The sequence below is a fragment of the Bradyrhizobium brasilense genome (assembly GCF_029714345.1).
Lineage (GTDB): Bacteria > Pseudomonadota > Alphaproteobacteria > Rhizobiales > Xanthobacteraceae > Bradyrhizobium > Bradyrhizobium australafricanum.
This window is the reverse complement of sequence record NZ_CP121669.1, coordinates 2,962,550-2,975,374: the sequence shown is the minus strand read 5'-3', so window position 1 is coordinate 2,975,374 and position 12,825 is coordinate 2,962,550. Positions and strand designations below refer to the sequence as shown.

The following is a 12,825-nucleotide window of genomic DNA, read 5'->3' as shown; positions in this document are numbered from 1 at the left end:
CCGCGCGCTCAGGGGCCGCGGTTATGCGGGCCAAGTCTGGGCCGGATGCGAAGCTCTTGTCCAGCCCCGCGGACGACATTGGGCTTCGCCAAACTTTCATGGCCGAGGCCGCCGCGTCCAGTAGCCGGCATTGACCGCGCCGACGGGTATCTCGCCGGCAATGATCTTCGCGACCTGGCGTACCGTCTCCGATGACTGATGCTCGATCGCCTGCGGCGTCAGGCCGCCGACATGCGGCGTTGCGATCACATTGTGCAGCTTCGCAAGCTCGGGCGTCGGCATCTGGTCCGACGCGCGGCCGACATCCATCGCGGCACCCGCAATGCGGCCATCGCGCAGCGCGGCCGACAGCGCCGCCTCGTCGACGAGGTTTCCGCGCGAGAGGTTGATGAAGAATGCGTGCTTCGGCATCCGCGCCAGTGCGGCCTGCCCGATCAGGTTCTCGGTCTGCGCGTTGGCGATCGCGAGACAGACAACGTAGTCGGCGCGCGCCAGCAGATCGTCGAGCGGCAGATGCGCGATCGCCGCATCATCGATCGTTACGTAGGGATCGGCGACCAGCACACTCATGCCGAGCACTTTTGCGATCCCGGCAAGATAGCGCCCGACGCTGCCATAGCCGATGATGCCGACCGTGCTTCCCGCCAGCTGGCGGCCCATGACGACCTCGGGCGCCCTGCCCGCGTGATAATCCGCGGTCGCGCGCGAGACGCCGCGCGACAGATCGACCATGAAGCCGAGCGCGAGCTCGGCGACCGACTGGACGAAGCCGGCGCTCGCCTGCGTCACCAGCACGCCGGCGGCGGAGGCCGCGGCCACGTCGATATTGCGGATATCGACCGCGCAGCGCACGAAGGCGCGCAACTTCGGCAGCTGCGGAAAGATCTCCCCACGCCCCTGCGTCATGCGGTCGGCGACGATGATGTCGACATCGGCCGCGGCCTCGACCAGCGCCGCCGCATCGAGCGCCTCCTCGCCCTCGTGCAGCTCGACGTCGGCGACCGCGCGCAGGCCGTTCAGGCTGCGCTCGCCATAATAGTCGCGGCGCATCTGCGGGGTATGGGCGAGCAGCACCTTCACAATCCCACTCCCCTAGTAGCCAAGCGCATGCGGCAACGCCGTGCTGATCGCGGGCACGAAGGCGATCACCAGCAGGCACAGCAACAGCAGGCCGAGATAGCCCGCGATCGGCTTGATGGTCTGCTCGATCGGCACGTTGCCGATCAGGCAGGCGCCGTAGAGCCCAAGGCCAAGGGGCGGAGCAAAGAGCCCGAGCCCCATCGCGATCACGAGCACGACGCCGAAATGCAGCGGATCGATGCCGAGCTTGACGGCAACCGGCAGCAGCAGCGGGCCGAAAATGATCAGCGCCGCGGCGCCTTCGAGCACCGAGCCCATCACCACCAGCACCAGGATCGACAGCAGCATGAACAACCAGACACCGTGGCTGCCCGAGATCGCCAGCATGAGATCGCCGACGGCATGCGGCACCTGCTGCAGCGTCAGGATGAAGGCCAGCGACTGCGCCGCGGCGACGATGAACAGCACCAGCCCCGAACGAACAGCCGACTGCACGAAGCAGTGCGCCAGACTCCTCGCACCGAGCTCGCGGAACAGCAGGCTGCCGACGGCGATGGCGTAGACCGCGGCGAAGGCGGAGATCTCGGTCGCGGTGGCGAAGCCGCTCTTGAAGCCGAAGAAGATCATGAAGATCAGCCCGAACGAGGCGATCGCACCGGTCCAGAGCCCGGATACCGCGACGCGCGGCTCGGCTTCCACGTTCGCCGCGGGGCGCTTGCCGAAGATGATCGACACCGCGATCAGCGCCAGCGCCATCAGCGCGGCCGGCAACATGCCGGCGACGAACAGTCCGCCGATCGAGAGGTTGGCGACGAAGCCGAGGATGATGAGGTTGATGCAGGGCGGAATGGTCTCCGCCATGACCGCGGAGGCGGCGAGCAGCGCCACCGCTCCGCCCGGGTTCTGCCGCGAGCGGCGCGCCGCCGGGATCAGCACCGAGCCGACCGCGGCAACGTCGGCCATCTTGGAGCCCGAGATGCCGGAGAACAGCACCATCGACATCACCATGACGACGTTGAGCCCGCCGCGCATCCGTCCGACCGCGCGTTGCAGCAGCTCGATCAGCCGGACCGACATGCCGTTGGCTTCCATCAGGTAGCCGACCAGGATGAAGAACGGGATCGCGAGCAGCACGAAATTGTCGATGCCGCGCGCCATCTGCTGGGCGAAGATCACGCCGGGCAGCGTGCCCTCGACCCAGATGAAGATCAGCGCCGCCAGCGCCAGCGCAAAACCGATCGGCAGTCCGCCGAACAGCGTGAGGAAGAAGCCGATCAGCATCAACGTTTGCGATGACGGTACGGACGATGGTGCGAATGCATCCCAGGCGAGATAGAGACCCACGATGACGGCAGTCGCGACGATGGCCACCGCCATGTCGCGCAGCGGCCGGCCACAGAACGTCTCGAACGCGAAGATCGTCATGAACGCCGCGCCGATGCCCATCGGATAGAACGTCCATTCCAGCGGCAGGCCGGAGCCCGAGGTCTGACCGGTGGTCAGCCAGCCCATCTTGACGGCATTGAACGCAACGTATCCGGCGATGATCGTGACGAGCAGCGCACCGACCGCGTCGACCACCCGCCGCACGCCCGGCGGCAGCATGTTGACGAAGAAGGCGACGCCGAGATTCTCGCTGCGGGCGAGCGCGCTTGCCGCGCCGAAAAAGCTCGACCCGACCATCAGGCCGCGGGCGACGTCGTCGGACCATTCGACCGGCGCGTTGAACAGAAAGCGGGCAAGCACCGAGACGCAGACCACCACAAGATCGGCGGCAAGCAGGAGCGCGGCGATCGCGTCGCTGACGGCAAGCAGCGGCGCCGTGATCCGATCGGCGCTGCTTCTCGCCTCGACTGCGGCGACTGACATGCGCCGACCTCAGGCCTGGGTGGCGCGGATCAGGTCGACGACGGCCTTGGCCTCGGGCCGCGCCTTGATGAAATTGTCGGTCTGCGGCAGCACGCGCTTGCGGAACGCCTCCTTGTCGCATTCGACGACGGTGACGCCCTTCTCCACCAGCGCCGCCAGCGCCTCCTTCTCCACCGCAAGGCCGTGCGCGCGGGTGTCGATCGCGGCCTTGTTCGCCGCATCGAGGAAGCCTTCGCGCAGCTTGGGAGCCATGCGGTTGAAGCTGGTGTCGCTGAAATAGACCGCGAGCGGCGAGAAGATGTGCTGGGTCAGCGCATAGTGCTTCGCGGTCTCGTAGAACTTGCTCGCCAGGATGGTCGGCGGGTCGTGCTCGAGCCCGTCGAGCACGCCGGCCTGCAGCGCCGTATAGATCTCGCCGAACGCCAGCGGCGTTGCGGCGGCGCCCATCAGCCGCAGGCATTCGGTGATGATCGGATTGGGCAAGGTGCGGATTTTCAGGCCGGCGAGATCCTCCGGCGTCTTCACCGGCTTCTTCGCCAGCACGCTGCGCGCACCGAAATTATAGGCCCAGCCGATGATGTGAATGCCGGCGCCCTTGAGCAGCGCAGCCTCGATCGGCTTCGCCGCGCCGGCGTCGAACGCCTTGGTCTGCTGCTGGAAGCTGGTGAAGAGGTAACCGAGGTCGAAGGTGCCGACCAGCGGCACGAGATTCGCCGAGATCGACGAGCCCGACACCATCAGGTCGATCACCCCGAGCTTCACCGAGTTGATGACGTCGATCTCCTGGCCGAGCTGATTGTCGGGGAAGAAGGTGACCTCGATCTGCTCGCCGAGCCCGTTCGCCTTCAGACTCTTGACCAGATTGTCGTAGTAGACGCGGCCATTGGCATATTTGGGATCGTTCGGAAGCGACGACGAGCATCGCATTTTCATCACCGCAGCCTCGGCGCGGCCGATGATGGCGGGCGCGGCGGCAAGCCACGCTGTCGCTGCGACCGACGACTGCAGCACAATGCGGCGGCTCACGCGGTTCGACGTCATGATGGTGCTCCTCCCGGGGACGGATCTTTATTGTGTTGGCCACCCGCCTGACGGCGTGAGCTTGGCAGCCGATTTGTCATAATGTATGACAAAACGGATACGGTTGTGCAAGGGCGCGGCTCGGCGGCGGCGCAGGCTGCAACCGCCGCGAGGCCCCTCGATGTTCCAGACATCCAACGCGTTGCGTCGGAGCGTGCACAGCCAGGTCACCGACCGCGTCGGCAGCAGCATCGTGCGCGGTGAGATCGGCGTCGGCGAAACGTTGCCACCGGAAATCCGGATCTGCGAGATGATGGACGTCAGCCGCACCGTGGTGCGCGAGGCGATCCGCACCTTGACCGGCAAGGGCCTGATCGAGTCGCGACCCAAGAGCGGCACGCGGGTTCGGCCGCCCGAGCAGTGGAATCAGCTCGATCCTGACGTGCTGCGCTGGCACCTCGAGACCGCGGAGATCGACCGTTACCTCGCCAAGCTGTTCCAGCTGCGCGCCGCGGTCGAGCCGGCCGCGGCAGCGCTCGCGGCGACCCATGCCGAGGAGGTCGACATCGCCCGCATCCGCGCCGGATGCGACGGCATGGACGCCGCGCAAACCAACGAGGAGTTCGTCGCCGCCGACATTGCGTTCCACCAGGCGATCTATTTCGCCACCCGCAACGAATTCTTCTGGCCGATCGCGCAGATGTTCGAGATCACGCTGCGCCAGAGCTTTACGATCGCAGCGCCGGGCTCGCACCGTCCGCGGGCGCTGCGCGAGCACCGCGCGGTGCTGGACGCGATCGCCGCCGGAGATGCAGACGGCGCGCGCCAAGCTACGGTCGTGCTGCTGGCGAACTCCGCCGACGATCTGGTGCGAATCCGTGGCCGGGAGTTCGACACGCCACGTCCAGCCAAGCGCCGATGATGTTGGTGACTGCGGTCGTGATGCGCTCACTGCTTCCACATGGTCGTCCTGGCGACAGCCAGGATCCATAACCACCGCAAGTGGTTGTGACCGGGATCATGGCCCCAGCGTCGCGCAAGACCTGACATTTGGGGTAATGGGTCCTGGCTTTCGCCAGGACGACATCGAATATGCGGCGCGACCTACATCCCAATAGTCGTCCCGGCGAAAGCCGGGACCCATACGCCGCAGCGGATGTTGTCGGTGGGACTCGTCGTTCCAGCGTCGCGCAACCAAGTTCAGCGGTGGTTATGGGTCCCGGCCCGCCCTGCGCAATTGCGCATTAGGCCGGGACGACAGCGAATGTGTGGTGCCGCTTGCAGGTCAAAAATGGGCATCAGTGATTGACGCGTGAGCGAGGCACCGCCAGAAGGGTTCCCTGCCCCTTGCGAGAGTGGGAGCCGCGCGGCGTGCTCGCCTCACTGTCATTCCGCGCCCGCCACGTCAGAGTCGACCCGCACACGGGCCTGTGACCATAGTTGAAGGCTGCGACGACGAAACTTCTGGATTGTTGGCCGCGTAGACGCCAAGACAGGAGCGCTATTCTGCGAAGGTTTCATTGATGCACGACGTCTCGATCCCGGCGGCCCTGATCGCCGGTCTGGTCAGCTTCCTCTCGCCCTGCGTGCTGCCGCTGGTGCCGCCCTATCTGATCTATTTGACCGGCGCGACCATCGAGCAGGTCAACCAGGACGGCGCCACCGCGGCCTCCAAGCGCGCGGTGATGACGGCGGCGCTGATGTTCGTGCTCGGCTTCTCCACCGTGTTCGTCGCGCTCGGCGCCAGCGCGTCCTTCGTCGGCGGGCTGGTGCGCGCCTGGTCGGCCGAGCTCTCGATCCTGGCGGGCATCGTCATCATCATCATGGGCCTGCACTTCCTCGGCGTGACCCGGATCGGCCTGCTGATGCGCGAGGGGCGGCTGACCGCGCCGAAGCCGGTCGGGCTGTGGGGCGCCTACGTCATGGGTCTGGCCTTCGCCTTCGGCTGGACGCCATGTATCGGGCCGATCCTCGCCGCGATCCTCTCGATCGCGGCCGCGGAGGCCACGGTGACGAAGGGCGCCGGCCTGCTCGCGGTCTATTCCGCCGGGCTCGGCATCCCGTTCCTGCTTGCGGCCTTCATGGTCAAGCAGTTCTCCTCGCTGTTCGCGCGGATGAAGCGCCATCTCGACACCGTCGAGCGGGTGATGGGCGTGCTGATGGTGGTCACTGGCATCGGCTTCCTGACCGGCGCAGTCTCGAGCGTCAGCGTCTGGCTGCTGGAAACCTTCCCGGCGCTGCAAAATATCGGCTAGGCCTGCGCGCCGGCGCAGGCTGCCGTCGGCTGGCTTTTGGCCGCGCGATGTCGGACTATCGGGGAATCGCCGCAATCCTCACGGGGCACCGATGGGCCAGGATCGTCAGACGCGCGCCAGCTGGCCGATCTTCCGTTCGCTCAGGGCGTTCCGGCCAAGCGACCTGCCGGGTGACCTGATCGCCGGGCTGACGCTCGCCGCGATTGCGATCCCGGAGCAAATGGCGACCGCGCGGCTCGGCGGCTTCTCGCCGCAAGTCGGCTTCTTCGCCTTCATGGCCGGCTCGCTCGGCTTTGCGATGTTCGGCGCCAACCGCTTCCTGTCCTGCGGCGCCGACTCCACGATCACGCCGATCTTCGCCGGCGGCCTCGCGCTGATGGCGACCGCCGGCTCGCCAGACTATCAGGCGCTGGCGATGGCGCTGGCGCTGATGGTCGGCGCCATCATGATCGCAGGCAGCCTGTTCAAGCTCGGCTGGATCGCCAATTTGCTGTCGACGCCGGTGACGGTCGGCTTCCTCGCCGGCATCTCGGTCCACATCGTGGTCTCGCAATTGCCCGGCGTGCTCGGCCTGACCACGCCGGACGGGCCGACGCTCTACAAGCTCGGGGTGCTCACCGAGGAGATCGGTCAAACCAATTTCTACACGCTAGCGATCGGCCTCGGCGTGCTGGCGCTGGTTGCCGGATCGGAGAAGATCAGCGCTCGCATTCCGGGCGCGCTGATCGGCCTTGTCGTGGCCACCGTTGCCGTGATCGCCGGCCATCTCGAAAGCAAGGGCGTCAAGGTGGTCGGCACCGTGCCCGGGACGCTGCCGACGCCATCGTTTCCGGACATCGCGCCGGAGCGATGGATCAAACTGTTGTCGCTAGCGATCCTGATCGCGGTTGTCGTCATGGTGCAGACCGCGGCGACGACGCGCTCGTTCCTGTCCGATCCGGACAAGCCGGCCGACGTCGATCGCGACTTCCTCGGCGCCGGTGCCGGCAGCCTGCTGTCCGGGCTGTTCGGCGCCTTTCCGGTCAACGCCAGCCCGCCGCGGACCGGCATCGTGTCGGAGACCGGCGGACGCACGCAGCTCTCCGGGCTGTTTGCCGCGGCCATTGTGCTCGCGCTGCTCGCCTTCGGCGCAACGCTGCTGCGACACGTGCCCGACGCGGCACTCGGCGGCGTGCTGCTGTTCGTCGCGCTGCGCATCATCCGCGTGAAGCAGATCGTCGCGATCTTCCGCCAGTCGTTCTATGAATTCCTGCTGGTGGTGGCGACGGCGGCCGCGATCATCGTGCTGCCGATCGAGCAAGGCGTCGCCGTCGGCATCGCCTTGTCGCTGCTGCACGGCATCTGGACCACGACGCGCGGCCAACTGGTCGAGTTCATCCATGTGCCCGGCACCACGATCTGGTGGCCGACGGGCCCGCATGTCACAGGCGAGCGCAAGCCCGGCATTGCCGTCGTCGGCCTGCAGGCGCCATTGTCGTTCCTCAACGCGGAAAGCTTCCACAGCGGCGTGCTCAAGGCCATCGGCGGGGCGACGCCCAAGCCGCGGCTGCTGGTGATCGAGGCCAGCGGCATGATCGAGATCGATTTCACGGCGGCGCAGGCGCTACGCGACCTGTTTCGCGAATGCCGCGATGACGGCGTGACGGTGGCGGTGGCGCGGCTCGAATCCGAGCGCGCGCAGGATGCATTCGGGCGCTTCGGTCTCTACGAGGTGTTGCCGCGGGACCACGTCTTCCATAGCGTCGACGAAGCGGTCCGCACGCTCGGCGGACAGGCGTAGAAATTGATGAGATCAGTCCGTAGCCCGGGTGAGCCAAGCGATACCCGGGAAACCGTTCCCGCATATCGCTTCGCTCATGCGGGCTACGCACGATCCTCCGTCATTGCGAGCAAAGCGAAGCAATCCATCGTGTGGCATATGCGGAAGCATGGATTGCTTTGTCGCTATCGCTCCTCGCAATGACGGAGCTACAAATTTAGGGCGACTCAGCTGCGTAGCCCGGATGGAGCGAAGCGCAATCCGGGATCTTCTCGCGCGTTGATAAATCGTCCCGGATTTCGCTTACACTCCATCCGGGGCTACTGGACGACCTCAGGCCTGCTCACCCTCGAGCGTCGGATGCTCCCTCAGGACCTCGGCCTTGATCGAGCCCGCGTGGATGGCGCGCAGCAGCGCCCGCCCCGTCTTGATGTTATTGGCCTTCATGCAGAGACCGACGATCTCGCGCACCGCGGAATCCCGCACCAGCTCGTCGGAGATCTTCATCGCGGTCTCCATCGCGACCTTGGCGGCACGCTCGTAGCGATCACGCTCGATCTGCTGCTTCTTCGCTGAGCGCTTGTCGGGCGAGCCGACCGCCTCGGCGCAGCCGGCGGCATCGCGGCAGATCGCACGGATCCGCTGCGCAGCTTCGATGTCGCCGAGCGGATGCGCGACGGGATCGTCCCAGATATCCTTGTGCTCGTCCTTGCTGAACCACCACATCGCCGCACCTTGAAAGCACGGCAAACATAGCTGGCCTTGGCGCAACCTGTGAACCGCAGAGTCGGCTCGGTGCCGAGCAAGAGGTGCACACTATGGCCCGGCGGCCACACCCGCGGCTGATCCGCGCGCGAATTGATGTCGAACCCATGGAATAAAGCCCGTTTCACGCGAACCGACGAGGCTCTAAGCCGATCGTTTCGGCCCGATCGCCTCGAACTGCGCCTTTTGCTCATCGCTGAGCGTGGCGTAGAAATTCTCAAGCGCGGCACGGACATCCTTGACCGACTGCAGCATGACGTCGAGCCGCTTGACGACGAAGGCAAGACGTGCGGGCGGGGTCATCGCCTCGTTGGTCTGGCACGCGGCCTTCAGCTTCCGCGCGGCGTCGGCGCTGGCATCCTGCAGCGCCTGAAGCGCACCGCGCTGGGCGTCGCTGAGCTGCAGCCGCGCCTCGATCTCGCCGGTCGGCCATTCCTGCATCGCCGGCTGTGCGGCGCCGCAGCTCTGGGCAACCGTCGCGTTCGGATCGCGGGCTGCGGCTTCCTTGCGCTGGTTCTCGGCGAGCGCGTTGAGCCGCGCCTTCTGCTCGTCATCGAGCAGGCCGTAGAATTTTTCCAGCGGAGGCTTGACGATTCCGACTGCGGTGACCATCGCTTCGATCCGCTGCTGCATGGCGGCGAGGCGGTTCGGCGCCGTCAACACCACCTGCGCGGGACATGCCGCGCGAATGACCTGGGCAGCCGCGAGCGACGCGTTGCCGAGTTCGCCGAGCGCCGCCGATTGCGCTTCGGTCGGCTGCACCGTATCCGCGATCTGATCTACCGGCAGGCCGGCGACCGAACGGCTGTCATTGCCGCACATCTGCTCGATGCGCCCGCCGCCGCGGTAACGGCGGCCCGTCCGGCGCTCCGGCAGATAGGCCCTGAGATCGTCATACCCATAAGGCCCGAAGATGCCGGCATAGATGTCCGGATAGCCGTAGCCCCAGAATCCGATGTCGTCGCCCCAGATCGCGTAGTCGTAGATGTCGTTGTACGCGAACGGCCAGAACAGCGGGCCAACCCAGCCATAGCCGCCGCCGGGATGCTGCCACCAGCCGTTGGCGACAGTCCCGCCGTGCCAGCCGGCGAGCGCCGCAGCCGCGGCGATCTGCGCGCGCGCCGCCGGGTTGCTCAACAGTCGGCCGTTGCGCAATGCGCCGTTGCGCGACAGCGAGTTGAACGCATTGCGCATATGGCCTGGTGCGATCGCGGCATTGCGCATCCGGCCGAAATTGCCGCCCCCGCGCGATGCGAAGGCGCCATGGCCGGCGAAGCCTGATCGCGAGATCGCATGCGAGCGGCCGACCCCGCCATGATGGCCGCCGCCAAAATGCATGTGGCCGAAGCCATGCCCGCCACGACCATGGCCACCGCCGTGCCCGTGGCCACCACCATGCCCATGGCCGCCACCATGTCCTCCGCCATGGCCGCCACCGTGCCCGCCGCCGCCTCGGGCGATCGCATCGCCCGACAGCGCCATCGCAAGCACCACGACCGCAATTCCGATTGCCCGTCCGATCACGGCGTTCCCTCCGCGCACCGCACATATCGCGGCAACACAAGAGAGACGCCGGGCGGGCAGAAAAGTTCCGCGCGTGACACGCGCCGCGCGCGGGCTCGCGAACGCTGCGCGGCGTGACGACGCCTCAAGCGGCCGGGACGATCTTTCCGGGATTGAAGATGTTTTGCGGGTCGAGGGCCTGCTTCAGCGCCCGCATCGCGTCGAGCGCTTCCGGGCCGAGCTCGGCCTGCAAGTATTTCTGCTTGCCCTGGCCGATGCCGTGCTCGCCGGTGCAGGTGCCGTCCATGGCCTGGGCGCGCTCGACCAGGCGGTGCATGAACTCCTCGCCGCGCGCCATCTCGCCCTTGTCGTTGACGTCGCAGAGCAGCGAGCAGTGGAAATTGCCGTCGCCGACATGGCCGACGATCGGCGACAGCAGGTTGAGCCGCTGCAGATCCTCCTCGGTCTCGGTGACGCAGTCGGCGAGCCGCGAGATCGGCACGCAGACGTCGGTCGCAACCACGCCGATGCTGTCGCCGGGGCGCAGCGCCTTCACCGACCAGTAGGCGTCGTGCCGGGCCTGCCACAGCTTGGTGCGGTCTTCAGGCTTGGTGGTCCAGGTGAAGTCGCCGCCGCCGCATTCGGCGGCGATGTCGCGGAAATTCTTCGACTGCTCGGCGACCTCGACCTCGCTGCCGTGGAATTCCAGCAGCAGCAGCGGCGTCTCCGGCAGCGACAGCTTCGAATAGCTGTTGCAGGCTTTCACCTGCGCGGCATTGAGCAGCTCGATCCGGGCGACCGGAATGCCGGTCTGGATCGCGAGGATTGTCGCCTGGCAGGCGCCACGCACCGTGTCGAACGAACAGGCCGCCGCCGCGATCGTGTCGGGAATGCCACGCAGACGGATGGTCAGTTCGGAGATGATGCCGAGCGTGCCTTCGGCGCCGACGAACAGATGCGTCAGGTCGTAACCGGCCGACGACTTCTTGGCGCGCGTGCCTGTCGTGATGATCTCGCCGTCGCCGCGCACCACCTTCAGCGCCAGTACGTTCTCGCGCATCGTGCCGTAGCGCACCGCGTTGGTGCCGGAGGCGCGGGTCGAGGTCATGCCGCCGAGCGAGGCGTCGGCGCCGGGATCGATCGGAAAGAACAGACCCTGGTCGCGCAGATGCTCGTTGAGCGCCTTCCGCGTCACGCCGGGCTGGATCACGCAGTCGAGGTCCTCGGCATGCACCTCGAGCACCTTGTTCATGTCGCGCAGATCGATGCAGATGCCGCCCGCGGGCGCGTTGACCTGACCCTCGAGCGAGGTTCCGGTGCCGAAGGCGATGACCGGCACGCGATTGGCGGCGCAGATTCGCACCACGTCCTGGATGTCAGCGGTTTCCTGCGCCATCACGACGGCGTCCGGCGGCTGGGTCGGCAGCCATGTGGTGGTATGGGCGTGCTGCTCGCGCACCGCCTGCGACGTGACGAGCCGGTTGCCGAACCGCGCCGCCAGCGCGTCGATCGCGCGCTTCAGGGCCTGCGGATCAGGTCGCGTCACATTGCCCGAAATCGTTGTCGCCACGTCAAATTTCCTCCCACCTTTAGCCGACCGTGGCAAAGCTTGTATAAGGGGTCAAGAGAGCCTGACTTGAAAAAGTGGACGCCGGAGTCACAGAAAAGCTCATGCTCGAACGCCAACGAACCGGGGACGGATCATGACTTCAGCGACTGCCACCAGCGAGATGCCGCTTCCGTCGGCTCCGTTCAGATCCTCGGTGATGCAGATCGAGCCGCAATGGATCGACTACAACGGCCATCTCAACATGGCCTACTACAATGTGATGTTCGACCGCGCCATCGACGAGATGTGGCTGCAGCTCGGCATCGGGCCGGACTACATGAAGGCGCGGCAGTGCTCGACCTTCACCGCCGAGTGCCACGTCCGCTATCTCAGGGAAATTCATCTCGGCGATCCCGTGCAAGTCCAGGTCCACCTGCTCGGCGCCGACGAGAAGCGGCTGCACACATTCGAGGAGCTGCGCCATGCCACCGAAGGCTGGCTCTCCGCGACCTCGGAAAATCTCACGCTGCACATCGACATGGAGGCGCGCAAGGTGGCGCCGTTTCCGCCCGATATCCGCGCCCGGGCGCAAGCGATCGTGGACAGCTATGCGGGCGTCCCGCGCCCCGAGGGCATCGGCCGCAACGTGGCGATGCCCTCGGCGAAATAACTTGGCGCTTTGAGGCGAAGCGGCGCCGCCGGTTCGCGGCCTCGCTAGACCCTTGTGCGGCCGCGCACCAATCCGACCACCGCCGACACCAGAAACAGGATGACGGCGATGAAGAAGATCGCCTTGGCGATTTCGACGGAGGCGCCGGCGATGCCGCCAAAGCCCAAAATGCCCGCGATCAGGGCGATGACCAGGAACGTGACGACCCAGCTCAGCATGATCAAAACTCCGCTTCGTTTTCCCTGTTGTTGCTTGGCGCGGACCTCAGCCCGGCGCCGCACCTGTTGAAACAATCCGGCGGGGAAATGCTGGTTCCTGAGCATGAAACCGCGAAATTTTCGTCGATTTCCGGAAC

11 protein-coding genes are annotated in these 12,825 nt (G+C 66.3%); 4 read left to right on the top strand and 7 right to left on the bottom strand.

The features are described 5' to 3' along the window. Positions 1-96: 96 nt before the first annotated feature. From QA635_RS13695 to QA635_RS13685, 3 genes are read right to left on the bottom strand one after another with little or no spacing between them, the layout of a single operon-like run. A complete protein-coding gene (locus QA635_RS13695; protein WP_283069656.1) occupies positions 97-1,080 on the bottom strand; it encodes a hydroxyacid dehydrogenase in 984 nt (327 codons plus the stop codon). Positions 1,081-1,092: 12 nt separating this feature from the next. Beyond that, complete coding sequence (locus QA635_RS13690) at positions 1,093-2,949, bottom strand: TRAP transporter large permease (RefSeq protein WP_283069654.1); 1,857 nt, start codon at positions 2,947-2,949, stop codon at positions 1,093-1,095. 9 nt (positions 2,950-2,958) lie between these two features. Then, positions 2,959-3,990: a TRAP transporter substrate-binding protein gene (locus QA635_RS13685; protein ID WP_253591427.1), complete on the bottom strand. Its 1,032-nt coding sequence runs from the start codon at positions 3,988-3,990 to the stop codon at positions 2,959-2,961. Between the two features lie 160 nt (positions 3,991-4,150). Here QA635_RS13685 and QA635_RS13680 point away from each other — a divergent pair, with 160 nt between their 5' ends. The 3 genes from QA635_RS13680 to QA635_RS13670 all read left to right on the top strand — a co-directional run bounded on the left by QA635_RS13680 (position 4,151) and on the right by QA635_RS13670 (position 8,004). Next, a complete protein-coding gene (locus tag QA635_RS13680; RefSeq protein ID WP_283069652.1) occupies positions 4,151-4,891 on the top strand; it encodes a FadR/GntR family transcriptional regulator in 741 nt (246 codons plus the stop codon). Positions 4,892-5,492: 601 nt separating this feature from the next. Then, a complete protein-coding gene (locus QA635_RS13675; RefSeq protein ID WP_016846251.1) occupies positions 5,493-6,224 on the top strand; it encodes a cytochrome c biogenesis CcdA family protein in 732 nt (243 codons plus the stop codon). A gap of 91 nt (positions 6,225-6,315) precedes the next feature. Beyond that, entirely contained in the window at positions 6,316-8,004 is a 1,689-nt protein-coding gene (locus QA635_RS13670) for a SulP family inorganic anion transporter (protein WP_283069651.1), read from the top strand. 312 nt (positions 8,005-8,316) lie between these two features. Here the strand turns inward: QA635_RS13670 and QA635_RS13665 are convergent, their stop codons facing one another. The 3 genes from QA635_RS13665 to QA635_RS13655 all read right to left on the bottom strand — a co-directional run bounded on the left by QA635_RS13665 (position 8,317) and on the right by QA635_RS13655 (position 11,821). Continuing rightward, complete coding sequence (locus QA635_RS13665) at positions 8,317-8,709, bottom strand: hypothetical protein (protein WP_028332513.1); 393 nt, start codon at positions 8,707-8,709, stop codon at positions 8,317-8,319. A gap of 183 nt (positions 8,710-8,892) precedes the next feature. Continuing rightward, positions 8,893-10,272 (bottom strand): Spy/CpxP family protein refolding chaperone, encoded by a 1,380-nt coding sequence (locus QA635_RS13660; RefSeq protein WP_283069649.1) that lies wholly within the window; start codon positions 10,270-10,272, stop codon positions 8,893-8,895. 124 nt (positions 10,273-10,396) lie between these two features. Beyond that, positions 10,397-11,821 (bottom strand): FAD-binding oxidoreductase, encoded by a 1,425-nt coding sequence (locus tag QA635_RS13655; RefSeq protein WP_283069648.1) that lies wholly within the window; start codon positions 11,819-11,821, stop codon positions 10,397-10,399. Positions 11,822-11,981: 160 nt separating this feature from the next. Here QA635_RS13655 and QA635_RS13650 point away from each other — a divergent pair, with 160 nt between their 5' ends. Then, the gene (locus QA635_RS13650; RefSeq protein WP_283071627.1) at positions 11,982-12,470 is read left to right on the top strand and encodes a thioesterase family protein; all 489 of its coding nucleotides are present in this window, start codon (positions 11,982-11,984) and stop codon (positions 12,468-12,470) included. A gap of 44 nt (positions 12,471-12,514) precedes the next feature. On the opposite strand, the gene QA635_RS13645 is transcribed toward QA635_RS13650, so the two are convergent. Then, entirely contained in the window at positions 12,515-12,688 is a 174-nt protein-coding gene (locus QA635_RS13645; protein ID WP_016846258.1) for a DUF1328 domain-containing protein, read from the bottom strand. Positions 12,689-12,825 lie beyond the last annotated feature (137 nt).

Bases quoted from the DNA above. Each gene is read 5' to 3' on its own strand.
- QA635_RS13690 (WP_283069654.1), bottom strand. From the start codon at position 2,949: ATGTCAGTCGCCGCAGTCGAGGCGAGAAGCAGCGCCGATCGGATCACG.
- QA635_RS13685 (WP_253591427.1), bottom strand. From the start codon at position 3,990: ATGACGTCGAACCGCGTGAGCCGCCGCATTGTGCTGCAGTCGTCGGTC.
- QA635_RS13680 (WP_283069652.1), top strand. From the start codon at position 4,151: ATGTTCCAGACATCCAACGCGTTGCGTCGGAGCGTGCACAGCCAGGTC.
- QA635_RS13675 (WP_016846251.1), top strand. From the start codon at position 5,493: ATGCACGACGTCTCGATCCCGGCGGCCCTGATCGCCGGTCTGGTCAGC.
- QA635_RS13670 (WP_283069651.1), top strand. From the start codon at position 6,316: ATGGGCCAGGATCGTCAGACGCGCGCCAGCTGGCCGATCTTCCGTTCG.
- QA635_RS13665 (WP_028332513.1), bottom strand. From the start codon at position 8,709: ATGTGGTGGTTCAGCAAGGACGAGCACAAGGATATCTGGGACGATCCC.
- QA635_RS13650 (WP_283071627.1), top strand. From the start codon at position 11,982: ATGCCGCTTCCGTCGGCTCCGTTCAGATCCTCGGTGATGCAGATCGAG.
- QA635_RS13645 (WP_016846258.1), bottom strand. From the start codon at position 12,688: ATGCTGAGCTGGGTCGTCACGTTCCTGGTCATCGCCCTGATCGCGGGC.